General features: G+C 70.3%; 20 protein-coding genes and 1 pseudogene. 6 read left to right on the forward strand and 15 right to left on the reverse strand.

Features of this window, described 5'->3' with window-relative positions:
* Nucleotides 1-128: 128 nt before the first annotated feature.
* From aroB to AB0L75_RS16735, 9 genes are all read right to left on the reverse strand, one after another.
* Nucleotides 129-1,220: a 3-dehydroquinate synthase gene (aroB, locus tag AB0L75_RS16695; protein WP_365181396.1), complete on the reverse strand. Its 1,092-nt coding sequence runs from the start codon at nt 1,218-1,220 to the stop codon at nt 129-131.
* Nucleotides 1,217-1,699, reverse strand: a complete 483-nt coding sequence (locus AB0L75_RS16700) for a shikimate kinase (RefSeq protein WP_365181717.1) — start codon at nt 1,697-1,699, stop codon at nt 1,217-1,219. The genes aroB and AB0L75_RS16700 overlap by 4 nt, the downstream gene beginning before the upstream one ends.
* Before the next feature lie 32 nt (nt 1,700-1,731).
* Nucleotides 1,732-2,916, reverse strand: coding sequence for a chorismate synthase (aroC, locus tag AB0L75_RS16705; protein WP_365181398.1), 1,185 nt, complete (start codon nt 2,914-2,916; stop codon nt 1,732-1,734).
* A gap of 164 nt (nt 2,917-3,080) precedes the next feature.
* On the reverse strand, nt 3,081-3,920 hold the full coding sequence (locus AB0L75_RS16710; RefSeq protein ID WP_365181400.1) for a shikimate dehydrogenase: 840 nt from the start codon (nt 3,918-3,920) through the stop codon (nt 3,081-3,083).
* Nucleotides 3,901-5,580: an endolytic transglycosylase MltG gene (mltG, locus tag AB0L75_RS16715; RefSeq protein WP_365181401.1), complete on the reverse strand. Its 1,680-nt coding sequence runs from the start codon at nt 5,578-5,580 to the stop codon at nt 3,901-3,903. Before mltG ends, AB0L75_RS16710 begins: the two co-directional genes overlap by 20 nt.
* Nucleotides 5,581-5,702: 122 nt before the next feature.
* On the reverse strand, nt 5,703-6,167 hold the full coding sequence (gene ruvX, locus AB0L75_RS16720) for a Holliday junction resolvase RuvX (protein WP_023552096.1): 465 nt from the start codon (nt 6,165-6,167) through the stop codon (nt 5,703-5,705).
* A 25-nt stretch (nt 6,168-6,192) separates the two neighbouring features.
* Nucleotides 6,193-8,865, reverse strand: coding sequence for an alanine--tRNA ligase (alaS, locus tag AB0L75_RS16725; RefSeq protein ID WP_365181403.1), 2,673 nt, complete (start codon nt 8,863-8,865; stop codon nt 6,193-6,195).
* Entirely contained in the window at nt 8,865-9,224 is a 360-nt protein-coding gene (locus AB0L75_RS16730) for a hypothetical protein (protein ID WP_365181405.1), read from the reverse strand. The genes alaS and AB0L75_RS16730 overlap by 1 nt, the downstream gene beginning before the upstream one ends.
* A gap of 16 nt (nt 9,225-9,240) precedes the next feature.
* Entirely contained in the window at nt 9,241-9,675 is a 435-nt protein-coding gene (locus tag AB0L75_RS16735) for a DUF948 domain-containing protein (protein WP_351028438.1), read from the reverse strand.
* Nucleotides 9,676-9,828: 153 nt separating this feature from the next.
* On the opposite strand from AB0L75_RS16735, the gene AB0L75_RS16740 reads away from it, so the two are divergent.
* Nucleotides 9,829-12,351, forward strand: coding sequence for an AAA family ATPase (locus AB0L75_RS16740; RefSeq protein WP_365181407.1), 2,523 nt, complete (start codon nt 9,829-9,831; stop codon nt 12,349-12,351).
* Nucleotides 12,352-12,372: 21 nt separating this feature from the next.
* Here the strand turns inward: AB0L75_RS16740 and rpsD are convergent, their stop codons facing one another.
* From rpsD to AB0L75_RS16755, 3 genes are all read right to left on the reverse strand, one after another.
* Complete coding sequence (gene rpsD, locus AB0L75_RS16745) at nt 12,373-12,987, reverse strand: 30S ribosomal protein S4 (protein WP_018570215.1); 615 nt, start codon at nt 12,985-12,987, stop codon at nt 12,373-12,375.
* A gap of 307 nt (nt 12,988-13,294) precedes the next feature.
* Entirely contained in the window at nt 13,295-14,650 is a 1,356-nt protein-coding gene (locus AB0L75_RS16750; protein WP_365181408.1) for a replication-associated recombination protein A, read from the reverse strand.
* A 46-nt stretch (nt 14,651-14,696) separates the two neighbouring features.
* On the reverse strand, nt 14,697-15,353 hold the full coding sequence (locus tag AB0L75_RS16755) for a vitamin K epoxide reductase family protein (RefSeq protein ID WP_365181410.1): 657 nt from the start codon (nt 15,351-15,353) through the stop codon (nt 14,697-14,699).
* Between the two features lie 145 nt (nt 15,354-15,498).
* Here AB0L75_RS16755 and AB0L75_RS16760 point away from each other — a divergent pair, with 145 nt between their 5' ends.
* The 3 genes and pseudogenes from AB0L75_RS16760 to AB0L75_RS16770 all read left to right on the forward strand — a co-directional run.
* On the forward strand, nt 15,499-16,365 hold the full coding sequence (locus tag AB0L75_RS16760) for an ABC transporter ATP-binding protein (RefSeq protein ID WP_365181412.1): 867 nt from the start codon (nt 15,499-15,501) through the stop codon (nt 16,363-16,365).
* A complete protein-coding gene (locus tag AB0L75_RS16765) occupies nt 16,362-17,207 on the forward strand; it encodes an ABC transporter permease (protein ID WP_365181414.1) in 846 nt (281 codons plus the stop codon). Before AB0L75_RS16760 ends, AB0L75_RS16765 begins: the two co-directional genes overlap by 4 nt.
* A 405-nt stretch (nt 17,208-17,612) precedes the next feature.
* Nucleotides 17,613-17,863: pseudogene (locus AB0L75_RS16770) on the forward strand (DNA-binding response regulator); the annotation flags it as partial.
* A 42-nt stretch (nt 17,864-17,905) separates the two neighbouring features.
* Here AB0L75_RS16770 and hisS read toward each other — a convergent pair.
* On the reverse strand, nt 17,906-19,168 hold the full coding sequence (gene hisS, locus AB0L75_RS16775; protein ID WP_365181416.1) for a histidine--tRNA ligase: 1,263 nt from the start codon (nt 19,166-19,168) through the stop codon (nt 17,906-17,908).
* Between the two features lie 11 nt (nt 19,169-19,179).
* Entirely contained in the window at nt 19,180-19,890 is a 711-nt protein-coding gene (locus tag AB0L75_RS16780; RefSeq protein ID WP_365181417.1) for an MBL fold metallo-hydrolase, read from the reverse strand.
* Between the two features lie 190 nt (nt 19,891-20,080).
* Between AB0L75_RS16780 and AB0L75_RS16785 the strand changes: the two genes are divergently transcribed.
* Both AB0L75_RS16785 and AB0L75_RS16790 read left to right on the forward strand, forming a co-directional pair.
* Nucleotides 20,081-20,911, forward strand: coding sequence for a peptidylprolyl isomerase (locus AB0L75_RS16785; protein WP_365181419.1), 831 nt, complete (start codon nt 20,081-20,083; stop codon nt 20,909-20,911).
* A gap of 155 nt (nt 20,912-21,066) precedes the next feature.
* Complete coding sequence (locus AB0L75_RS16790) at nt 21,067-22,296, forward strand: DUF349 domain-containing protein (RefSeq protein ID WP_365181421.1); 1,230 nt, start codon at nt 21,067-21,069, stop codon at nt 22,294-22,296.
* A gap of 74 nt (nt 22,297-22,370) precedes the next feature.
* Here AB0L75_RS16790 and AB0L75_RS16795 read toward each other — a convergent pair whose 3' ends face one another.
* On the reverse strand, nt 22,371-24,944 hold the full coding sequence (locus tag AB0L75_RS16795; protein WP_365181423.1) for a bifunctional (p)ppGpp synthetase/guanosine-3',5'-bis(diphosphate) 3'-pyrophosphohydrolase: 2,574 nt from the start codon (nt 24,942-24,944) through the stop codon (nt 22,371-22,373).
* Nucleotides 24,945-25,085: the final 141 nt, after the last annotated feature.

Here is a 25,085-nt window from a genome sequence, read left to right on the forward strand (position 1 = left end):
GAAGCCCGCTGCCTACCGAACGGTACCGTCCCCCGCCGTCATTTGGTGAAACGAGCGGGGGCGGCCCGAAGTGCCCATTCCGGAAAGGAAGTCGAGGTCACGAATCGGGCGGACGGAACAGCCGTGACCTACTGCCCGACCTCGCCGTACGCGGCGAGCAGGACGGCCGGGTCCGGGCCCTCCAGGACGGTCGGCTTGGCCAGGCCGTCGAGGACGACGAAGCGCAGCAGATCGCCGCGGGACTTCTTGTCGATCTTCATCGTCTCCAGCAGCTTGGGCCACTGGTCGTAGCGGTAGTGCAGCGGCAGGCCGACCGCTTCGAGGACCGCGCGGTGGCGGTCCGCCGTCGCGTCGTCCAATCGGCCCGCCAGACGGCCCAGTTCGGCGGCGAAGTGCATGCCGACCGCGACCGCGGCGCCGTGCCGCCACTGGTAGCGCTCGTTCTTCTCGATGGCATGGCCGAGCGTGTGGCCGTAGTTGAGGATCTCGCGCAGGCCCGACTCCTTCAGGTCCGACGAGACGACCTCCGCCTTCACCCGGATCGAGCGCTCGATCAGCTCGGCCGTGTGCGGGCCCCCGGGAGTCCGGGCCGCCTCGGGGTCGGACTCGATCAGCTCCAGGATCACCGGGTCGGCGATGAAGCCGGCCTTGATGACCTCGGCGAGCCCGGAGACGTAGTCGTTGACCGGCAGGGAGTCCAGCGCGGCCAGGTCGCACAGGACGCCGGCCGGCGGGTGGAAGGCGCCGACGAGGTTCTTGCCCTCGGCGGTGTTGATGCCGGTCTTGCCGCCGACGGCCGCGTCCACCATGGCGAGCACGGTGGTCGGTACGGCGATCCAGCGCACCCCGCGCAGCCAGGTCGCGGCGACGAACCCGGCGAGGTCCGTGGTCGCGCCGCCGCCCACGCCGACGACGGCGTCGGAGCGGGTGAAGCCCGACTGGCCGAGCGCCTTCCAGCAGTAGGCGGCGACCTCGGCGGTCTTGGCCTCCTCGGCGTTCGGCACCTGGATGGCGACCGCCTCGTAGCCCTGCTCGGCCAGGTCGGCACGGAGCGCGTCACCGGTCTCGGCCAGCGCCTCCGGGTGGATCACCGCGACCCGCTTGGCCCTGGGGCCGATCAGCCCGGCCAGTTCGCCGAGCAGTTGGCGCCCGACCAGCACCTCGTAGGGGTCGGTGCCCGCGGTGCCGGCTACCTGGATGCGGGTGACTGCCTCGCTCATGCTTCCTTCAACTCCAGTGCCTCGAGGGCCGCTTGGGTGACCTCTTCGGGGGTACGGCCGTCCGTCGGCACGACGGCGGTGGCGACCTCCTCGTACAGGTGGCGCCGGCCCTCCATCAGCTCGCGCCACTGTTTGCGCGGGTTGACCGCGAGCAGCGGGCGGGCCACGTTCAGGCCGGTGCGCTTGACGGCCTCCTCCACGTCCATCGAGAGGTAGACCACCCGGTGCCCGGCGAGCAGGGCGCGTGTGTCGGCGTCGAGGACGGCGCCGCCGCCGAGCGCGAGGACGCCCTCGTGCTCGGCGAGCGCACTGTGCACGGCCCGTTTCTCTATGGCCCGGAAGGCGGGCTCGCCCTCGTCGACGAAGATCTCGGCGATGGCGCGGCCCTCGGCGGCGACGATGTCCTCGTCGGTGTCCCGGTAGCCGAGGCCGAGGCGCTCGGCGAGCAGCCGGCCGACGGTGGACTTGCCGACGCCCATCGGGCCGACCAGTACGACGGCAGGCACGGCGCTCACCGGATCTGGAGGTTGTCGAGGTACGACCGCACGTTGCGGCGGGTCTCGGGCACGGAGTCGCCGCCGAACTTCTCGGCCACCGCGTCCGCGAGGACCAGCGCGACCATCGCCTCGGCGACGATCCCGGCGGCCGGCACCGCGGACACGTCGGAGCGCTGGTGATGCGCCTGGGCCGCCTCGCCGGTGGTCACGTCGACGGTCTGCAGGGCCCGCGGCACGGTCGCGATCGGCTTCATCGCGGCCCGGACCCGCAGCAGTTCGCCGGTGCTCAGGCCGCCCTCCGTACCTCCGGAACGGCCGGAGGTCCGCCGGATGCCCTCGTCGGTCCGCACGATCTCGTCGTGCGCCTTCGAACCCGGCACCCGGGCCAGCTCGAAGCCGTCGCCGATCTCCACGCCCTTGATCGCCTGGATGCCCATGAGCGCGCCCGCCAGCCGGGCGTCCAGCTTGCGGTCCCAGTGCACATGCGAGCCCAGCCCGACCGGCACGCCGTAGGCCAGGATCTCGACCACGCCGCCCAGGGTGTCGCCGTCCTTGTGGGCCTGGTCGATCTCCGCGACCATCGCCTTCGACGCGTCCGCGTCCAGGCAGCGCACCGGGTCGGCGTCCAGCTTCTCGACATCGGCCGGGGTCGGGTAGACACCCTGCGGGGCCTTCGCGGAGGCCAGCTCGACGACGTGCGAGACGATCTCGATGCCCGCCGTCTCCTTCAGGTACGACCGGGCGACCGCGCCGAGGGCCACACGGGCGGCGGTCTCGCGGGCGGAGGCGCGCTCCAGGATCGGGCGGGCCTCGTCGAAGCCGTACTTCTGCATGCCCGCCAGGTCGGCGTGACCGGGCCGCGGGCGGGTCAGCGGGGCGTTACGGGCGAGCCCCGCGAGGATCTCGGGGTCGATCGGGTCGGCCGCCATGACCTGCTCCCACTTCGGCCACTCGGTGTTGCCCACCATGATCGCCACCGGGGAACCGAGAGTGAGGCCGTGCCGGACACCACCCAGGAAGGTGACCTCGTCCCGCTCGAACTTCATCCGCGCACCGCGGCCATAGCCGAGCCGCCGCCGCGCCAGGTGGTCCGCCACCATCTCCGTGGTGATCGGCACGCCGGCGGGAAGCCCCTCCAACGTCGCGACAAGTGCGGGACCGTGGGACTCCCCCGCGGTCAGCCAACGCAGCCTGCTCAACGGTGCTCCTCAGTGTTCGCGCCCGGTACTGCTGCGTACACGTGTCCTCGCGTACGGCGACGACGTGACCAGGTGCGCGACCCCGGCTACGCCACCTCCGATCCTCCCACGTCCGGGGCGTGAATCCGGCGGCCGGTCCAGCAGGCGGACGTGGAGACCGCGGTTCAGCGGGCCGCGAGCGCTTTCTCTCCGGCGTGCCGTATGGCATCCAGGGGGGCCGGGGCGCGGCCGGTCATCTGCTCGACCTGGAGGACAGCCTGGTGGACCAGCAGGTCCAGGCCGCTGACCACGGCACCGCCGAACATGGACCAGCGGGCCGCCAGCTCGGTGGGCCAGGGGTCGTAGAGCACGTCGAAGAGGGTGGCGGGACGCTCGGGTACGGCGGTGGCGAGGGCGTCGGTGGTGCCGGCCGGCGTGGTGGCGATCACCAGCGGGGCGCGCAGGGCCTGTGCGGCGTCCGCCCAGTCCGCCGTACGCACCTCCACGTCGAGCCGTTCGCCCCACTCGCGCATCTCTGCGGCGCGGGCGTCGCTGCGGACGTAGGCGACGACCTCGCCGGTGCAGACGCGGGCGAGGGCGGCGAGCGCGGAGGAGGCGGTGGCACCGGCGCCGAGGATCGCGGCGGAGTCGACCTGTTCGATGCCGTGCTCGCGCAGCGCGGCCACCATGCCCGGGATGTCGGTGTTGTCGCCGCGCCGACGGCCGTCCTCGGCGAAGACGACCGTGTTGACCGCGTCGACGGAGGCGGCCGTCTCGCTGATGTCGTCCAGTAGCGGGATGACCGCCCGCTTCAACGGCATGGTCAGCGACAGCCCCGCCCACTGCGGACCGAGCTTCTCCAGGAAGCCGGGCAGACCGGCCTCGTCCACCTCGAAGCGGTCGTACGACCACTCGGTGAGCCCGAGTTCGTCGTACGCGGCCCGGTGCAGCACCGGGGAGAGGGAGTGGGCGATGGGCTGACCGAGCACGGCGGCCCGGCGGGCGTCAGTTGCCCGAGCTGGCATCGAACTTTTCCTTGAGTTGCTTGAATTCCGCGTAGGTCTTGGCGAATTCGGTGTTGTTCTGGCCGTCGGTCGCCACGAAATAGATCCAGCCGTCGTGCGTCGGATTCAGAGCCGCCATGAGCGCGTCCTCGCCGGGGTTGCCGATCGGACCGGGCGGAAGTCCCTTGTGGGTGTAGGTGTTGTACGGGCTGTGGTTGCCGTTGATCTCCTTGACGGAGATATGGATGTTGCTCGTGCCCTTGACGTAGTTGTAGGTCGAGTCGAACTGCAGGAACTGGTTGGTCTCGGTGTTGGTGGGCTTGAGCCGGTTGTAGACCACCTCCGCCATCTTGCGGAAGTCGTCGTGCGTCTTGCCCTCGGCCTGCACCAGGCTCGCGACGGTGACCAGCTCGAACGCGTTGTTCAGACCCAGCGCCCGGGCCTTGGCCGTGAGGCCGTACGCGTCGTACTTGGACGTGGCCTGCGCGACCATCTGCTTCAGGATGCTGTCCGGCTTCATGCCCTTGGCGGCCGGATAGGTGCCCGGGAAGAGGAAGCCCTCCAGCGGGTCCTTGACCTCGCCGTTGTTCTGCACCCAGGCCGGCAGACCGAGGTTCTTGTACTCCTTCTGGACCACCTTTTGGGTGGATCCTTCGGCGAGTTCGAGTTTCTTGTCGATCGCCTCGTAGACGCCCGCATTACGCTCACCCGGAGTCACCACGACATTGTTCTGGCTCTTCGGGTCCAACATCATTTTCACCGCACTGGCGGCGGACATCTGTTTCCTCAGGAGGTAAGCACCGGCCTGGATGCTGTTGCCACCCTGGATGTCGTTCTGGGCGTGCACGAAGGCGTCGGCGCTCTTGACGACACCGGCCTCCTTCAGTCGGCGGCCGATGTCCCAGCCGCCCGCGCCCTTGGGGATCTCGACCGTCACCGTCTCGCTGGTGCCGGTGCCCGCGTAGTCCGGGGCCGGGGCGAAACGATTTTGGTAGAACTTGTAGCCGAAGTACCCGGCTCCGGCGAGGCCGCCGCCGAAGACCAGGACGACGACCATGCAGGCGCAGCCGTTGCGCCGTTTCTTGCCCTTCTTCGTGGGCTTGCCCTTGCCGCGCCGGTCACGGCGGCTGAGAAGCTCGTGCTCCTCGTCGTCATCGTCATCGGCTCCCGTGAAGAAGGGGTGCTGCTCCTCCTCCTCGGGCGCGGTCTCCGGTTCCGGTTCCGCTTCGGGACGCCTGCGGCCGGGGGGCTGCGGCGGCGGGTAGGCGTCCTCGGTGCCGTAGAAGTCGGGCTGTTCCCCGCCATAGGAGGCGGGCTGCTGGCCGTACGGGTCCCCGGGGTCGGGGGCGTACGGCACCTGGCCGCGCGGACCGGCCGCGTCCCAGGCGCCGGGGTGCTCGTACTGCTGCTGAGGCTGGGGCTGCTGCTGCGGCTGGGGCTGGCCGGCGTACTGCTGATGGTCCTGTTCGTTGTAGTACCGGTACTGCTCCTGGCCGTACCCGGGCTGGTGCTCCTGGCTCCAGTCACCGTACTGCGGCTGCTGCGGATAGTGCTGCGGCTGGCCGCCGTAAGGGGACTGCTGACCGCCGTGGGTCTGCTGTCCTCCCCATCCGCCGTCCCCGTACAACGGGTCCTCCGGATGCCACGGTTCGGGGTGTGGGCCCCGGCCATACTCAGTCATCGATCCCCTAGAGCCGCGAGGCCGACCGGTTGCCGGCCGGTGGGCCCGCTTCCGTTCCGCCTCTTGCTGTGCGGCGGCTGTTCGAACACCGGCGCATCGCGCGGAACGTTACCGTATCGCGATCAGATGACCACTTCGACGCCCTCGCCGGGTGCTTTACCTGACACCCGTTCGGATTCGAGGGCCTGCTGGAGGATGATCACAGCGGCTGCCTGGTCGATGACGGCGCGGCCCTTCTTCGACTTCACGCCCGAAGCGCGCAGTCCCTGACTGGCCGTCACGGTCGTCATCCGCTCGTCCACCAGGCGCACCGGAACCGGCTTGATGCCCTTGGCCAGTTCCTGGGCGAAGGCGCGGACCTTGACGGCGGCCGGGCCCTCGCCCCCCTTGAGGGAGCGAGGGAGTCCGACGACGACCTCGATCGGTTCGTACTCCTCCACCAGCTGACGCAACCGACGGTGGGCGGCGGGGATGTCCCGGCCGGGGACGGTCTCCACCGGTGTGGCGAGGATCCCATCGGGGTCGCACGAGGCGACCCCGATCCGGGCATCCCCGACGTCGATCGAAAGGCGACGTCCTCTGCGCATTTCCGACCGTTTCCTTACTGGGCTGTCACTTGGCGGTGTCGGCGACGAGACGCTCGACGGCCTCGACGGCCTCGCCGACGGCGGCCGGGTTCTGACCGCCGCCCTGGGCCACGTCCGGCTTGCCGCCACCGCCGCCGCCGAGGGTCTTGGCGGCGGTGCGGACCAGGTCACCGGCCTTGAGCCCGCGCTCACGAGCGGCCTCGTTGGTGGCGATGACCGTCAGCGGCTTGCCGTTGTTGACCGTGAAAAGCGCCACAACCGCGGCCCGACCGCCCTGGATGCGACCCCGCACGTCGAGGACCAGCTTGCGCAGGTCATCGGGGGTCGTACCGTCCGGCACCTGACCGGTGACGACGGCCACGCCGCGGACGTCCTTGGCGGACTCGGCGAGACCGGCGGCGGCCTGCAGCACCTTCTCGGCGCGGAACTTCTCGATCTCCTTCTCGGCGTCCTTCAGCTTGCCGAGCATGGCGGAGACCTTCTCCGGCAGCTCCTCCGGACGGCCCTTGATCAGCTCCTGGAGCTGGGCGACGACCGTGTGCTCGCGGGCGAGGAAGTTGTAGGCGTCGACACCGACGAGGGCCTCGATACGACGGACACCCGAGCCGATCGACGACTCGCCGAGCAGCTTCACCAGGCCCAGCTGGGCGGTGTTGTGCACGTGCGTACCGCCGCACAGCTCCTTGGAGAAGTCGCCGATGGTCACGACGCGGACCCGCTCGCCGTACTTCTCGCCGAACTCGGCGATGGCGCCCTGCTTCTTGGCCTCGTCGATACCCATGATCTCGGCGTGCACGTCGAGGTCGCGGGCGAGCACCTCGTTGATCTTCTGCTCGACATCGGTCATCACGGCCGTCGGGACGGCGGACGGGGAGCCGAAGTCGAAGCGGAAGCGGCCGGGCTGGTTCTCGGAACCGGCCTGGGCGGCCGTCGGGCCGAGGGCGTCGCGCAGGGCCTGGTGGGTGAGGTGGGTGGCCGAGTGGGCGCGGGCGATGGCCTTGCGGCGGCGGGCGTCGATGGCGGCGTGGGCCTTGGCGCCGACCGTCACCTCGCCGACCTGGACGACGCCCTTGTGGACGTAGACGCCCGGGACCGGCTTCTGGCAGTCGCGGACCTCGATGACGGCACCGGAGTCGACCTTGATCCGGCCGGTGTCGCCGATCTGGCCGCCGCCCTCGGCGTAGAACGGGGTGCGGTCGAGGACGATCTCGACCTCGTCGCCCTCGGTGGCGGCCGGCGAGGAGACGCCGTCGACCAGGATGCCGACGATGGTGGTCTCGCCCTCGGTGTCGCCGTAGCCGAAGAAGTCGGTCTCGCCGGCGGTGTCGGCGATCTCCCGGTAGGCGCCCATGTCGGCGTGGCCGGTCTTCTTGGCCTGGGCGTCGGCCTTGGCGCGCTCCCGCTGCTCCTTCATCAGGCGGCGGAAACCGTCCTCGTCCACGGAGAGGCCCTGCTCGGCGGCCATCTCCAGGGTGAGGTCGATCGGGAAGCCCCAGGTGTCGTGGAGCAGGAAGGCCTTGTCGCCGGCCAGGACGGTGCCGCCGGACTGCTTGGTCTCGGTGACGGCGGTGTCGAGGATGTTGGTGCCGGCCTTCAGCGTCTTGAGGAAGGCGTTCTCCTCGGCGAGGGCGACCTTCTCGATGCGCTCGCGGTCGGTGATCAGCTCGGGGTACTGCTGGCCCATCATGCCGATGACGACGTCGATCAGATCCTGGACGACCGGGCCGGTGGCGCCGAGCAGGCGCATGTTGCGGATGGCGCGGCGCATGATGCGGCGCAGGACGTAGCCGCGGCCCTCGTTGCCGGGGGTGACGCCGTCGCCGATGAGCATCGTGGCGGTGCGCATGTGGTCGGTGACCACGCGCAGGGACACGTCCGAGCCGTGGGCGTCGCCGTAGCGGACGCCGGTCAGCTCGGTGGCCTTGTCGATGACGGCCATGGAGGTGTCGATCTCGTACATGTTCTGCACGCCCTGCAGAATCATGGCGAGGCGCTCCAGGCCGAGGCCCGTGTCGATGTTCTTGCTCGGCAGGTCCCCGAGGATCTCGAAGTTGTCCTTGCCGATGCCCTCGCCGCGCTCGTACTGCATGAAGACGAGGTTCCAGATCTCCACGTACCGCTCGTCGTTGACGGCGGGGCCGCCCTCGACGCCGAACTCGGGGCCGCGGTCGTAGTTGATCTCGGAGCAGGGGCCGCAGGGGCCGGGGACGCCCATGGACCAGTAGTTGTCCTTCATGCCGAGGCGCTGGATGCGCTCCTTCGGCACGCCGACGACCTCGTGCCAGATGCGCTCGGCCTCGTCGTCGTCCTTGTAGACGGTGATCCAGAGCTTCTCCGGCTCAAGGCCGTAACCGCCCTTGTCCTGGGGGCTGGTGAGCAGCTCCCAGGCGTACTTGATGGCGCCTTCCTTGAAGTAGTCGCCGAAGGAGAAGTTGCCGCACATCTGGAAGAACGTGCCGTGGCGGGTGGTCTTGCCGACCTCTTCGATGTCGGGCGTGCGCACGCACTTCTGGACGCTGGTGGCGCGCGGGAACGGCGGCTTGACCTCGCCCAGGAAGTAGGGCTTGAAGGGCACCATGCCGGCGGGGACGAGGAGCAGAGTCGGGTCGTCCGCGATGAGCGACGCCGAAGGGACGACGGTGTGCCCGCGCTCCTCGAAGAAGCTCAGCCAGCGGCGGCGAATCTCGGCCGACTCCATCAGTGGTCCTCATTCCGGTTGTACGAGTACGTCGGGGCTTCGACGTACTTCGGTGTGCTGCGGTTGTCGCTGTGGTTGCTCTCGATGGCGGTGTACCGCCGGGGCGCGGGGAGTTCGGGGTTCTCGTGGATCCCGAGGGCGTCCTCCAGCTCGGCCTCCCGCACCGCCATGTTGTCGCGGACGTCGAGCGCGAAGCCCATCGCGCGGTCCTTCAGCCGCTGACCGGTCTCGAGCGCCTTGTTCGCCGCGGTCGCGGCGAGGCTCTCCGGGGTCAGCTGCTTCAGCTTGCGGTTGACCTTGGTGGTGGCCCACACACCGGCGGCGACACCTGTGGTGAACCAGAACGTACGACGGAACATCGCTCGGTCTCAGTCCTTACTTCCGCTTGCGTCGTGCGGCAGGGACCGTGCGGCCCACGATCACGGTACGCCGGGGCGCCTTCGCGGGCACGTCCTCCTTGCGGCCGCCCAGCGCCCGGCGGACGCCGTAGCCGAAGGCCGCGACCTTGACCAGCGGGCCGCCGAAGGTGGAGGCGACGGTGGTCGACAGCGCGGAGGCGTTCGACGTCACCTCTTGGACGTCGGAGGCGATCGCGTCGACGCGGTCGATCTGGGTCTGCGCGGAACGCACCGCGGCGGAGGCGTCGGCGAGCAGCGGGACCGCCTGATCGGTCACGTCCGCCACCAGCTTGGTGGTCGCCTTGAGCGTCTGGGCCACCCTCGCGAGAGCCACCGCGAGGAAGGAGACCAGGATCGCCCAGAACACGGCCACCAGGATCCCGGCCACCTCTCCACCGGACACTGTGCGCACCCGCTCCCTGAAACGTGCCTCACCATCGAAAAAGTCGTGTCCGAGCCTATCGCGCCGGGGCCGGGGCTCCGTACCGGATTAGCCGGGCCGCCGGGGCGGAGTTGCGAGAAGCGATTGTACGCATTGAACACACTTCAGTACGCTCCGTGTCCCATGCGAGGTCCTCAGCGCCCAGATCCGTTCAGTGACGGCGATCCGCCCCTGGAACTGACCACGTTCGTCGGGCGCTCGGCCGAGCTGGCCGAGCTGACGGCCGCGCTCGGCCGGGCGCGGCTGGTGACCGTGACCGGGGTCGGGGGCGTCGGCAAGTCCCGGCTGGCCGCGCGGGTCGCCGCCGGCTGGGAGTCCGCCGTCGGGCGGGTGGAGCTGGCGCCGGTGCGCGATCCGCAGTTCGTGGAGTACGCGGTGGCGGAGGCGCTGGGGCTGACCGACCACACCGCGCGGCTGCCGCGGGAGACGCTGCTGGAGCATCTCGCCGGCCGTCCGGCCCTGTTGGTGCTGGACGGGTTCGAGCATCTCGTGGACGCCTGTGCCGAGCTGGCGGCGGAGCTGCTGCGGAAGCTGCCCGAGCTGCGGGTGCTGGCCGTGGGGCGGCGTCCGCTGGGCCTGGCCGGCGAGCGGCTGTTACCGCTGGCGCCGCTCGGCGAGAGCGAGGCGGTGGAGCTGTTCACCGACCGGGCCCGGGAGCAGGGGCTGAGGGTGCCCGACGGCCCCGAGGTGCGCGAGCTGTGCAGGCGCCTCGAAGGGATCCCGCTGGCGCTGGAGCTTGCGGCCGGGCGGCTGCGGGCGCTGTCCCCGGCACAGCTGCTGGAGCGGCTGGACGACCGGTTCCGGCTGCTGAGCGCGAGCGGCGGCCGAGGCGGTGTGCCGCGCCCCGTCCCCGGCGAGCCCCCGTGCCGCCATCAGACGCTGCGCACGGCGATCGGCTGGAGCCATGAGCTGTGCACGCCGGCCGAGCGGCTGCTGTGGGCGCGGCTGTCGGTGTTCGCGCAGACCTTCGACCTGGAGGCGGCCGAGTACGTGTGCAGCGGGGATGCGCTGCCCGCCGAGGACGTCCTCGACGTGCTCTCGGAGCTGCTGGCCCAGTCGGTCCTCACCCGTGAGGAGACCCCGGCCGGTCCCCGCTACCGGATGCTGGACACCGTCCGGGCCTACGGCGCCGACTGGCTGGAGGGGATGGGGGACGCGGGCCGGCTGCGCCGGCGGCACCGGGACTGGTACCTGGGCCTGGCGACCTGGTGCGAGCTGGAGTGGTTCTCGCCCCGGCAGGGCGAGGTCGCCGCCCGGGTCGAGGCGGAGCTGCCGAATCTGCGGGCGGCCCTGGAGTTCTGCCTGACCGAGCCGGACGAGGCCCACCTCGGGCAGTACCTCGCGGGGTCGCTGTGGTTCTGCTGGGTCGGCTGCGGTCGGCTCGCCGAGGGCCGGCGCTGGCTGGCGCGCAGCGTCGAGCTGGAGTCGGGGTACGAGCAGTCGCGGCTGAAGGTGCTGTGGGTGCTCGGTTATGTGGCGATCCTCCAGGGCGACACCGTGCCGGCGCTGGCGGCGCTGCGGGAGTGCCGGGAGCAGGCAGAGCGGGCCGCGGATCCGACGGCGGTGGCGTACGCCGAGCACCGCACCGGCTGTCTGGCCCTGGTCACCGATGACATGGCCCTTGCAGAAACGCTGCTGCGGTCGGCGCTGGAGCGCTATCAGGAGATCGGCGAACTCAACAGCAACGTGCTGATGGGCCAGGTGGAGCTGGCGATGACGCGGGCCTTCCAGGGGGACCTGCCGGACGCGGTGCGGTTGTGCGAGGACGTGCGCCGGGTGTGCGAGGACCACGGGGAGCGCTGGGCCCGTTCGTACGCGCTGTACGTGCTGGCGTACGCGGCCTGGCTGGACGGCGCCCTGGAGCGGGCGCGCGAGCTGCTCGCCGAGTGCCTGCGCAACGCTCACGCCTTCCACGACCTGCTCGGCTCGGTGCTGGTGCTGGAGCTGCTGGCGCTGGTGACGGCGGCCCAGGGCGAGCCGGCCGAGGCCGCGCTGCTCCAGGGCGCGGCGGGCCGGATGTGGCCGTCGGTGGGGCTCCCGCTGTTCGGCTCGGCGTACTACAACGCTCCGCACGAGCGCTGCGAGGCGATGGCACGGCAGGTGCTGGGGGACGCGGGGTACGAGGAGTGCGTACGGGAGGGGGCCCGGCTGGGACGCGCGGCGGCGGTAGCGCGGGCGCTGGGGTTCGGCGGCGAGGTACGGGGGCGGGGTGGGGTACGGCCGGAGGGCGGCGTACGTGCCCAGGGTGGAGAAGGTCCGCAGGATGGAGAACGTCCGCAGGGTGGAGCACCTCTGCTGGACGGGCTGCCGGCGCAGCGCGGGGCGGCGCCGGGAGGGGGTGGCGAAGCTGGCGGGCGCGGGGAGGCCGACGGGAGCGGGGAAGGCGGTGCGCGCGGGGAGGCCGGTGGAGGTAGGGAGGCTGACAGAGGTGCGGAGGGTGGTAGCGGTACGGAGGGCGACAGCTCCCCGGGCTCGGAGGGCGGCAGAGGCGCGGACGGCGACCCCGGAGCGGACAGCGGCCGGGGCCCAGAGGCCGACCGGGGTGCGGGTGACGACCGGGGCGCGGACGCCGGTGCGCGGGGGGACGTCGGAAAACGCGAACCCGCCGCCTCGCCCGCCCGGAAGGGCGGGGAGACGGCGGGCTGAAGTGCTGCGCCGGGGCTGGGATCAGCGGGCGTAGTACTCGACGACGAGCTGCTCGTCGCAGATCACCGGGATCTCCTTGCGGTTCGGCTCGCGGTCCAGGCGGAACGCCAGGGCCTTGAGGTTCACCTGCAGATAGCGCGGGGTCTCACCCTCGGGGGCGAAGCCACCCTCGCGGGCGATCGTGAAGAGCGTCTTCTCCTTGGAGCGGTCGCGGACCTGCACGACGTCGTCCGGGCGGACGCGGAAGGACGGCTTGTCGACCTTCTGGCCGTTGACCTGGATGTGGCCGTGGACGACCATCTGACGGGCCTGGTAGATGGTGCGGGCGATGCCCGAACGCAGGACCAGGGCGTCGAGACGGCGCTCGAGCTCGATGATCAGGGCCTCACCGGTCTTGCCCTGAACCTTGGAGGCACGCTCGTAGGCGCGGACGAGCTGACGCTCGGACACGTCGTACTGCGCGCGCAGACGCTGCTTCTCCAGCAGACGGACCTTGTAGTCCGAGTTCTGCTTGCGGCCGCGGCCGTGCTCACCCGGCGGGTAGGGGCGGGCCTCGAAGTACTTGACGGCCTTCGGGGTCAGCGCGATGCCGAGGGCACGCGACTTCTTGACCTTGGGGCGGGACTGGTTCGCCACTGTCTCTTATCTCTTTCGTAGTTTCCGGCTTGTCAGAGTTAAGGGAGGTCGCCTCCGCAGCCGGGGAAACCCGCCGGGTCCGCTTCGGACCTGCCGGGCAGCCGCTCCCCTGGTCTGGGCACAACGTGCAGCACGCGAGTGGCCCACCGACCGTCCCGGAACTCCGGGTGGTGGTGGGCTGCCCGCGACACCGTTCGACGGTGCGCGACGCTCCTGGAACCTCGCGTCCTTGCGGCCGTGGGGTTCCGGCTGGGTGTCCCGCTCTGACGGCGCGAGACTCAGCACTTCCGGGCAGTCTACAGGGCGCTCAGGACCGTCTGCGACCGAGGTGCTTCCTGGTCCACTCCACCGCGTCCGCGTACCGCGCCTCGGTGCCGTGCCGGGTCGGGGTGTAGTACTCGCGGTCCTTCAGGGCGTCCGGGGCGTACTGCTGCTGGGCGATGCCCTCGGGCAGGTCGTGCGGATACACATACCCCTGGGCGTGGCCGAGCTTGGCCGCACCCTTGTAGTGCCCGTCGCGCAGATGCGGGGGGACCGGGCCGGCCAGGCCCTTGCGTACGTCCTCCATGGCGGCGCCGATCGCGGTGGTCGCGGAGTTGGACTTGGGGGCGAGGGCCAGGGCGATGGTGGCGTGGCTGAGGGTGAGGGCGGCCTCGGGGAAGCCGATCATCGCGACGGCCTGGGCGGCGGCGACCGCGATGGGCAGGGCGCTGGGATCGGCCAGTCCGATGTCCTCGCTGGCGGAGATCATCAGGCGGCGGGCGATGAAGCGGGGGTCCTCGCCGGCCTCGATCATGCGGGCGAGGTAGTGCAGGGCCGCGTCGACGTCGGAGCCCCTGATGGACTTGATGAGGGCGCTGGCGACGTCGTAGTGCTGGTCGCCGTCGCGGTCGTACTTCACCGCGGCGCGGTCGACCGTCTGCTCCAGCGTTTGCAGGCTGATCTCGCTCTCGTCCTGGTCGAGGGCGGCTCCCGCGGCGGCCTCCAGGGCGGTCAGGGCCCGGCGGGCGTCGCCGCCGGCGATGCGCAGCAGGTGCTCCTCGGTGTCCTCCGGGAGGCCGACGGCGTCCTTCAGGCCGCGCTCGTCGGTCAGGGCGCGCCCCAGCAGGCCGCGGATGTCGTCGTCGGTGAGCGGTTCCAGCGTCAGCAGGAGTGAGCGGGACAGCAGGGGCGAGATCACCGAGAAGTAGGGGTTCTCGGTGGTGGCCGCGATCAGGGTCACCCAGCGGTTCTCGACCGCTGGGAGCAGGGAGTCCTGCTGGGCCTTGCTGAAGCGGTGGATCTCGTCCAGGAAGAGGACGGTCTCCTTGCCGAAGCCGCCGGTGGCGCGGCGGGCGCCGTCGATGACCGCGCGGACCTCCTTGACGCCCGCGGTGATCGCGGACAGCTCCACGAACCGTTTGTTCGTCGCCTTGGAGACCACGTACGCGAGGGTGGTCTTGCCGGTGCCGGGCGGGCCCCAGAGGATGACCGAGGACGGTCCGGCGGGGCCTGCGGAGCCCTCGCCGACCAGCCGGCGCAGCGGGGATCCGGGCTTCAGTAGATGCTGCTGGCCCACCACCTCGTCGAGGGTGCGCGGGCGCATCCGCACCGCCAGGGGGCTGGCCGCCGGGTCCTTCTCCTGGCGTTCTTCTGCTGCGGCGGTGAAGAGGTCGGGTTCCACGTCCAAAACCCTAAATCACCGCACTGACAACGCGGCGGGGCCGGGCTCAGGCCCAGAGCTGGCTGCCCCAGCGGGTCAGGATCAGCATGGCGATGACACCGCAGTGGGTGACCGGGATGACCCAGGTGAACTCGCCGAGGAACCGCTTCAGCCAGCCCGGCGAGGGCAGGAAGCCGTTGCGGACGTTGAACGAGGTCACGTACCAGAACATGGTGAGCGTGGCGACCCAGGCCAGCGAGCACCACAGGCACAGCGCGTTGATCCGGTACAGGGACTCGAACTGCAGCCAGGTGACGAAGCAGACACCGAAGAGCGTGCCGACGTTGAAGGTCAGCCAGTACCAGCGCGGGAAGCGGGCGCGGGTCAGCAGGCTCATGCCGACGCAGATGACGATGCCGTAGCAGACCAGGCCGAGCATGGGGTTCGGGAAGCCGAAGACGGCCGCCTGCTTGCTCTCCATGACGCTGCCACAGGACACGATCGGGTTGACGCTGCAGCCGGGAGTGAACGTCTTCCCTGCGGCCTTCGCCTCAAGGATCTTGAACTTGTCGATCGTGATGACCCAGGCGGCCAGCAGCCCGGCCGCGCCGGTGATCACCAGCAGCAGGGCGAAGGCACGGCTGCCACCGGCCGTGCGCGGGGTGTCGGCGGCACGCTCGGGACCCGACTCCGTGGAGACGTCGTTGACTGTCGTCTTGCTCATCTCGCCGATTCCGTCACTTGAGAGTTGGACCATCTTCGGGCACGGCTCATTGTGCCGCACGCACATGTGTGTCCACCGTTCGATGGACATAAGGAGGTACGCACGGTCGGCACGGATCGTTCGCTTCCGGCCGATGCTCAAGGGCATGACAGCACACGCGAACGAACTCGCGGTGGACGTCCGGGGGCTGCGCAAGCGGTACGGGGGCGTGACCGCGGTGGACGGGCTCGACCTCGGCATCCGGCGCGGTGAGGTGTTCGGCCTGCTCGGACCGAACGGCGCCGGCAAGAGCACCACGGTGGAGATCCTTCAGGGCAACCGGTCACGCGACTCCGGCGAAGTCTCGGTCCTCGGTGCGGACCCGGCGACGGGCACGCGCGCGTGGAGGTCCCGCGTCGGAATCGTCTGGCAGGACGAATCGGCACCCGCGGAGTTGACGGTGCGCGAGACAGTGCGGCACTTCGCCCACTACTACCCGCGCCCGCGCGATGCGGAGGAGGTCATCCGCCTGGTCGGCCTCGAAGCGAAGAGGAACAGCCGGATCAAGGCCCTCTCCGGCGGCCAGCGGCGCCGCCTCGACGTGGCGCTCGGCGTGATCGGCGGCCCCGAGCTGCTGCTCCTGGACGAGCCGACCACCGGTTTCGACCCGGCCGCCCGGCGCCAGTTCTGGGACCTGATCCGGCTGCTCGCCGGCGAGGGCACGACGATCCTGCTCACCACGCACTACCTGGAGGAGGCCGAGACCCTCGCGGACCGGCTCGCGGTCGTCGCGAAGGGCCGGGTCGTCGCCGAGGGCACGCCCGACGAGCTGCGCCGGCACTACGGCGGCGAGGTCACCGTCAGCTGGGCGGAGGCCGACGGCTCCCCGCGCGCGGAGCACACCGCCACGCCGACCGGGACCGTCGCCGAGCTGATGCGCCGCTTCGACGGCGAGATACCCGGACTGACCGTGACCCGCCCCACCCTGGAGGACGTCTACCTCCGGCTGACCGGCCAGGAGGCCGCACGATGACCACGACCGCCGTACGGGCCGACGCCCGCGAGACCGCCGGCTCCCTGCCCGGCGCCTGGACGCTCGGGCTGCGACGGGGCGCACTGGAGATCAGGCAGTTCTTCCGCCAGCGCGAGCAGGTGGTCTTCACCTTCGCCTTCCCGGTGGTGTTCCTGTTCCTGTTCGCGTCGATCTTCCGCGACCACGTCCAGGGCGCCGGGATCACCGCCTCCCAGCTGTACGTGCCCGCGATGACGGCTTCCGGGATCATGTCGACGAGCTTCCAGTCGCTCGGCATCTCCATCGCCGTCGAGCGGGACGAGAAGGTGCTGCGCCGGCTGCGGGGCACGCCGATGCCACCGGCGGCCTATTTCCTCGGCAAGATCTGGCTGGTTCTGTTCACCGGGGTCCTGGAGACCGCGATCCTGCTCGCCGTCGGCACGGCGTGCTACGGCGTCCACCTGCCGTCCGACCCCAGCCGCTGGTTCGACCTCGTGTGGATCTTCGTGCTCGGGCTGACCGCGTGCGCGCTGCTCGGCATCGCCATCGGCTCGGTACCCAGGTCGGCGAAGAGTGCCAGCTCGGTCGTCGTCCTGCCCTTCCTGGTCCTCCAGTTCATCTCCGGGGTCTACATCGCCGTCGACACCATCCCCGGCTGGATGCTCGACATCGGCGCCCGGTTCCCGCTCAAGTGGATGTGCCAGGGGCTGCGGGGCGTGTTCCTGCCCGACTCGGCGAAGGTGCTGGAGCAGGCGCACGCATGGGAGTTCGGGCGGATCGCCATGGTGCTGGGTGCGTGGTGCGTCGGAGGACTGGTGCTGTGCTTGCTCACCTTCCGGTGGAAGAACCGGCGCGACGGGTGAGGGGGGTGACCGCGCCCGGGACATCAACGCCTGGGACCGCACGCCCCGGCTCTGGGAGGTCTACTTCGCCGCCGTATAGGTGGCCATCCTGGCCCTCGTCCTCGTCCTCGTCCTCCGCGCGGAGCAGGCGAGAACGGGCTGGTCGCGTTCGCGCTGGTCCCCCAGTGCTTCATGACCCTGCGCATGCGCTGCGCACTGGTGACGGTCACGGTGATCAACCTGGCGCCGGTCGCGGGCCGGCCGCTGCTGTGACGGCCGGGCGCCGAGGACCTGTTCGCCGACGCGCAGTTCGCCGTGGTCTGCCCGGCGTTCTCCGGGGCGGTCGGCGCCTGGATCATCCGGATCATCGAGCAGGGCATGGAACGCGCCGAGTTGGACGCCGGCCGGCATGAGGTGGCGCGGCTGTCGGCCGCGCGCGGCGAGACCGAGCCGGCCCCGTCGGTGGCGGCTGTCGGGGCAGACGGCCGTCCTGCGGCTGGTGACCGAGGGCTGCACGAACGCGGAGATCGGCCGACGGCCCACGCGGCGGTAGCCGCATGTCAATGCGGCATCGGGGGGCGACGGTCAAGACCCATCTGCTGCGGATCTTCGGCAGGCTCGGCGTCGACGACCGGACAGCCGCCGTCACCGGCGCGATGCGCCACGGGCTCCTCGACCACTGGGAAGGGCGCCGGACAAGTCCGGCGCCCTTCTCGTCGTTAGCCGAGCCGGGATTCCAGTTCCGCCACGATCTCGTTCACGCCGATCGCCGTCTGCTCACCGGACTCCATGTCCTTGAGCTGGACGATGCCGTCGGCGAGGTCGCGCTCGCCTGCGACGATCGCGTAACGGGCGCCGGAGCGGTTGGCGTTCTTCATGGCCCCCTTCAAACCCTTGCCGCCGTACGAGAAGTCCGCCGAGATGCCGACCTTGCGCAGCTCGGTGATCTTCGCGAACAGCACCCGGCGGGCCTCCTCGCCGAGCGGGACCGCGAAGACCGACGTGATGGACGGAATGTCGAGTTCCACGCCCTCGGCCTCCAGGGCGAGGACCGTGCGGTCGACGCCGAGGGCCCAGCCGACGGACGGCAGCGCGGGGCCGCCGATCATCTCGGACAGGCCGTCGTAGCGGCCGCCGCCGCCCACCGCGGACTGGGAGCCCAAACCGTCGTGCACGAACTCGAAGGTGGTGCGGGTGTAGTAGTCCAGGCCGCGCACCAGCTTCGGGTCGTTCTCGAAGGACACGCCCGCCGCCGTGATCAGCTCGCGGACCTCCTCGTGGTACGCCTTGCAGGCGTCGCACAGGTAGTCGCGCAGCAGCGGGGCGCCCGTGAGCTGCTTCTGGACCGACTCGCGCTTGTCGTCGAGGACCCGGAGCGGGTTGATGTCGACGCGGCGGCGGGTGTCCTCGTCCAGGTCCAGGCCGCGCAGGAAGTCCTGCAGCGCTGCCCGGTACACCGGACGGCACTCCTTGTCGCCGAGGCTGTTCAGCAGGATGCGGAAGTTGCGCAGGCCCAGCGAGCGGTACGCCTGGTCGGCCAGGATGATCAGCTCGGCGTCCAGCGCCGGGTCCTCCGCGCCGATCGCCTCGGCGCCGACCTGGGAGAAGTGCCGGTAACGGCCCTTCTGCGGGCGCTCGTAGCGGTACTGCGAGCCCGAGTACCAGACCTTCACCGGGAGGTTGCCCGTCTTGTGCAGGTTGGCCTCCAGGACCGCGCGCAGCACGGGGGCGGTCGTCTCCGGGCGCAGGGCCAGCCTGTCGCCGCCCTTCGTCTCGAAGACGTACATCTCCTTCGTCACGATGTCGGTGGACTCACCGACGCCGCGCGCGAACAGTTCGACGTTCTCGAAGCCCGGGGTCTCGATGTATCCGTAGCCGGAGTTCCTGAGCGGCGCGGCGATCGCCTCGCGGACGGCCAGGAACTTGGCGCTGTCCGGCGGCAGCAGATCGTACGTGCCCTTGGGGGCCTTGAAAGTGCTCACGAAAATTCTCGTCACATTCCTCGTCGGGGAGCGTCGGCGTCCGCTCCCAGGCCGGCCGCCACCTGCCGCAGATAGGGGTTGGTGGCGCGCTCCTGGCCGATGGTCGTCTGGGGGCCATGGCCGGACAGGACCACGGTGGAGTCGTCGAGCGGCAGGCACACGCGGGCCAGCGACTCGAGCATGTCCTCCATGGATCCGCCCGGCAGGTCGGTGCGTCCGATGGAGCCGGCGAACAGCAGATCCCCGGAGAAGAACACCGACGGGATGTCGGCGGTCTCGGGCATCTTGAAGGTCACCGACCCCTTGGTATGGCCCGGCGCGTGCGCGACGGAGAACTCCATACCGGCCAGCTCCAGCCCCGTGCCGTCGGCCAGCTCCCGGACGTCGTCCGGCTCCCCCACGGTCAGCTCGCCCATCAGCGGCATGCCGATGGACCGGCCGATCGCCTTCTCGGGGTCGCTCATCATGTAGCGGTCCTCGGGGTGGATCCAGGCCGGTACGTCGTGCGCGCCGCAGACCGGGACGACCGAGGCCACGTGGTCGATGTGGCCGTGGGTGAGGACGACGGCGACGGGCTTGAGCCGATGTTTCTTGAGTGCTTCCTCGACGCCTTCGGCGGCCTGGTGGCCGGGGTCGATGATCACGCACTCCTCACCGGCGGCGGGGGCGACGAGATAACAGTTCGTCCCCCAGGCCCCGGCGGGGAACCCGGCAATGAGCACGATCGTCCTTCGTTGTGTCGATTGCTTCGGCTTGCGGACGGCTTGCAGACGGCCTCAGCCGCAGTCAGAGCCTACCGGCGCTGCCGTTTCCTCAGCGAACCCATATACGGTACGGGGCTACACGCAGCGGTCGGCTCACGAGCACGCACGCGTACCGGTCGACACACGACACGCATGAGGAGAAAACCCGGTGGTCAGCCAGGAGCAGCGGCGGCGTCAGCTCGCCCGGGAGAAGTTCTTGCGGCAGCAGCAGCGGCGCACCAGTGCGCGGCGCAAGGCCCGCGTGCGCAACTCCGTGATCGCGTCGGTACTGGGCGTGATCGTGATCGGCAGTGTCGCGCTCTACACGACCGGTGTGCTGAAGGGCGACGACAAGAAGACCAACACCGCCGCGGACGTCACGCCCAGCGCCGCGCCGACCAGCAAGGCTCCGGACCCGTGCGCGAAGCCGGCGGCCGGCTCGGCGCAGAAGCTGAGCTGGAAGAAGGAGCCGGCGATGACGATCGACACGTCGGCGAAATACACGATGAAGCTGGCGACGACGTGCGGCGACATCGACATCGACCTGAAGACGGCGGCGGCCCCGCACACGGTCAACTCGTTCGACTTCTTGGCGGGCAAGGGCTTCTTCGACCACACGAAGTGCCACCGTCTGACCACGACCGGCATCTACGTGCTGCAGTGCGGTGACCCGCAGGGCACCGGGATGGGCGGTCCGGGCTACACGCTCCCGGACGAGAACCTGAAGGACAAGAGCCTGAAGGCCAACACGTACCCGGCGGGCACGGTGGCGATGGCCAACACCGGTCAGAAGCACACCGGCGGCAGCCAGTTCTTCCTGGTCTACAAGGACAGCCCGCTGCCGCCCCAGTACACCCCGTTCGGCACGGTGTCGGACGCGGGCATGAAGGTGCTGCAGAAGATCGCCGCCGCCGGCGCCCAGCCGGCCGACCCGACCACGCAGAACACCGCGCCGAACGCGACCGTGGTGATCAACAAGGCGACGGTGACGAAGTCCTGACACCGTCCTGAACCCCAAGACGGCCAACTGCGGAATTTCGGTCGCGCTGGATGCGGACAGGCAACCCGCTGGTCGCCTATGTTGGCCGTGACGAAACTGTGGACGATGCCCGGGGGGCGCCGAAGCCCCCGCCGGCATCATGTGGAGGAGGCGCTGTGAGCAGCGACCCGTGGGGCCGCGTCGACGAGACGGGGACCGTGTACGTGCGTACGGCCGACGGCGAGCAGGTCGTCGGATCCTGGGCGGCCGGCTCCCCTGAGGAGGCGCTGGCCTACTTCGAGCGCAAGTACGAGGGCCTGGTTGTCGAGATCGGCCTCCTCGAGAAGCGAGTGCAGACCACCGACCTGTCGGCGAAGGACGCCCAGACGGCGATCGACCACCTGCGCGAGCAGGTCGACGCGCACCACGCGGTCGGCGACCTGGAGGCGCTGCGGGGCCGGCTGGACAAGCTCGTCGCGACCGTGGAGGCGCGCCGGGAGGAGCGCAAGCAGCAGCGGGCCAAGCAGTCCGACGAGGCCCGCAAGGCCAAGGAGGACCTGGTCACCGAGGCGGAGCAGCTGGCGCAGTCCGACCAGTGGCGGGCCGCCGGTGAGCGGCTGCGGGCGCTGGTGGACACCTGGAAGGGGCTGCCGCGGCTGGACCGCAAGTCCGACGACGAGCTGTGGCACCGCTTCTCGCATGCCCGGTCGGCGTTCTCCAAGCGGCGCAAGGGGCACTTCGCGCAGCTGGACGCGCAGCGTGAGGAGGCCCGCCGGATCAAGGAGCGGCTGGTCGGCGAGGCCGAGGCGCTGTCCGCTTCGACGGACTGGGGTCCGACGGCGGCCCGTTACCGCGAGCTGATGGCGCAGTGGAAGGCCGCGGGCCGCGCCCAGCGCGAGCACGAGGACGACCTGTGGAACCGCTTCCGCGGTGCTCAGGACGTGTTCTTCGCCGCCCGCAGCTCGGTGTTCGCCGAGCGGGACGCGGAGCAGTCGGAGAACCTGAAGCTGAAGGAGGAGCTGGCCGAGGAGGCCGAGAAGCTCCTGCCGATCGGTGACCTGAAGACGGCGCGAGCCGCCTTCCGCTCGGTCAACGAGCGCTGGGAGGCCATCGGCCACGTCCCGCGGGACGCGCGTCCGAAGGTCGAGGGCCGGATGCACGCGGTCGAGCGGGCGATCCAGGAGGCCGAGGAGGCCGAGTGGCGCCGGACGAACCCGGAGGCACGCGCGCGTGCCGAGGGTCTGACCGGTCAGCTGCAGGCCGCCGTGGACAAGCTGAGGGCACAGATCGACCAGGCCCGCGCCCAGGGCAACAACGCCAGGGCCGACAAGCTGGAGCGTGAGCTGGAGGGCCGTCAGGCGCTCCTGGACCAGGCCCTGAAGGGCCTGCAGGAGTTCGGCGGCTGATTCCCCCCAACTGGCATGCGAGAGGGCCCCGTACGCGCGTACGGGGCCCTTTCCCATGTCCGTCGTCCGTGGGGCTACGACCGGCTGCGTCCCGAGGTCACGCGGTAGACGTCGTAGACGCCCTCCACGCCCCGTACGGCCTTCAGGACGTGGCCGAGGTGCTTCGGGTCGCCCATCTCGAAGGTGAACCGGGAGGTGGCCACCCGGTCGCGGGAGGTCTGGACGGCCGCGGAGAGGATGTTGACGTGCTGGTCGGACAGGACGCGGGTGACGTCCGAGAGCAGACGGGAGCGGTCCAGCGCCTCGACCTGGATCGCGACCAGGAAGACCGAGGACTGGGTCGGCGCCCACTCGACGTCGAGGATGCGCTCCGGTTCGCGGGACAGTGACTCGACGTTGACACAGTCGCTGCGGTGAACCGATACGCCGCTGCCGCGCGTGACGAAGCCGATGATCGGATCGCCGGGCACGGGCGTGCAGCAGCGGGCCAGCTTGACCCAGACGTCGTCGACGCCCTTGACCACGACACCCGGGTCCGCGCTGGAGCGGCGCTTGCGGCCACGGCTGCGGGACGGCGGGACCGCCTCGTCGATCTCCTCGGTGGCCGCCTCCTCACCGCCGAGGGCCTGGACCAGCTTCTGCACGATGTTCTGCGCGGAGACATGGCCCTCGCCGATCGCCGCGTACAGCGCGGAGATGTCCGAGTACCGCATCTCGTGCGCCAGCGTGACGAGGGAGTCGCCGGTGAGGATCCGCTGGATCGGCAGGTTCTGCTTGCGCATCGCCCGGACGATCGCGTCCTTGCCCTGCTCGATCGCCTCGTCCCGGCGCTCCTTGGAGAACCAGGCGCGGATCTTGTTGCGCGCCCGCGGCGACTTGACGAAGCCCAGCCAGTCGCGGGACGGCCCGGCGCCGGGCGCCTTGGAGGTGAAGACCTCCACCAAGTCGCCGTTGTCCAGGGTGGATTCGAGCGGTACGAGCCTGCCGTTGACCCGCGCTCCTATCGTGCGGTGGCCGACCTCGGTGTGGACGGCGTACGCGAAGTCGACGGGTGTGGCGCCCGCGGGCAGGGCGATGACATCGCCCTTGGGGGTGAAGACGAAGACCTCGTTGCGGGACAGGTCGAAGCGCAGGGACTCCAGGAACTCACCGGGGTCCTCGGTCTCCTTCTGCCAGTCCAGCAGCTGCCGCAGCCACGCCATGTCGTTGATGGCGTCCTTGTCCTTGCCGGAGGCCTTGGGCACGTCCGTACGCACCTTGGAGGCGCCGGCGACGGCCTCCTGCTTGTACTTCCAGTGCGCGGCGATGCCGTACTCGGCGCGGCGGTGCATGTCGAAGGTGCGGATCTGCAGTTCGACCGGCTTGCCGTTGGGTCCGATGACCGTCGTGTGCAGCGACTGGTACATGTTGAACTTGGGCATCGCGATGTAGTCCTTGAACCGGCCGGGGACCGGGTTCCATCGCGCGTGCACGGTGCCGAGGGCGGCGTAGCAGTCGCGGACCGTGTCGACGAGGACACGGATGCCCACCAGGTCGTAGATCTCCGCGAAGTCACGGCCGCGGACGATCATCTTCTGGTAGACGCTGTAGTAGTGCTTCGGGCGGCCGGTGACGGTCGCCTTGATACGGGCGGCGCGCAGGTCGGCCTGGACCTCGTCGGTCACTATGGCCAGGTACTCGTCACGTTTGGGAGCCCGCTCGGCCACCAGCCGTACGATCTCGTCGTACATCTTGGGGTAGAGGATCGCGAACGCGAGGTCCTCCAGCTCCCACTTGATGGTGTTCATGCCGAGGCGGTGGGCGAGCGGCGCGTAGATCTCCAGCGTCTCGCGCGCCTTCTTCTCCTGCTTCTCGCGCTTGAGGTAGCGCATGGTGCGCATGTTGTGCAGGCGGTCGGCGAGCTTGATGACCAGGACGCGCGGGTCCTTGGCCATGGCGACGACCATCTTGCGCACGGTCTCGGCCTGCGCGGCCTCGCCGAACTTGACCTTGTCCAGCTTGGTGACGCCGTCGACGAGGAGGGTGACCACGTCGCCGAAGTCGCGCCGCAGGTCCTCAAGGCCGTACTCGGTGTCCTCGACGGTGTCGTGCAGCAGCCCCGCCATCAGCGTGGCCGGGTCCATGCCCAGCTCGGCGAGGATGGTCGTCACGGCGAGCGGATGCGTGATGTACGGGTCGCCGCTCTTGCGCTTCTGGCCCCGGTGCCAGCGCTCGGCGACCTGGTAGGCGCGCTCGATCTGGCGGAGCGTGGAGTTCTCGGTCTTGGGGTCGTTGCTGCGGACTATCCGCAGCAGGGGTTCCAGGACCGGGTTGTAGGGGTTCGCGCGCTGCACACCGAGGCGGGCGAGGCGGGCGCGGACGCGGTTGGAGGAGCCGGTGCGGCCGGGCTGGACGGTGGGCGGGCGCACCACGGGTGGCTGGACCGGGCGTTCGGCCGATGGGAGTCCCCCCGCTCGGGCGGAGTCGAGAGTGGGGGACGGCTTGGGGCGCGAGGTCTCGGCAGCCTTCTCGACGGGCGCGGACTGGGCGTGCTCGATCGGCCCGCGGGTGTCGTTCTTCGCGTCGGACACATGCGGCGCGGGCTTGGCCGCGGGCGCCGAGGCGGGCTCGGGCTTGGCGGCGGTCAGTGGCTGGGCCTCGTCTGGCAAGAGGACTCCTCGTGCGCGATCCGGGTCCCCCGGTCAGGCTCCGGAGACCCCATGGTAGCGATCCTGCGGCAGGTCATCGCCTTCAGGCGGAAGTGAGGACCGTCTACCTCTGAAACACAGGAGGCCACCGCCGGATTCCAG

Origin of the sequence: Streptomyces sp. NPDC052101, from assembly GCF_040680235.1 — a bacterium.
Lineage (GTDB): Bacteria > Actinomycetota > Actinomycetes > Streptomycetales > Streptomycetaceae > Streptomyces.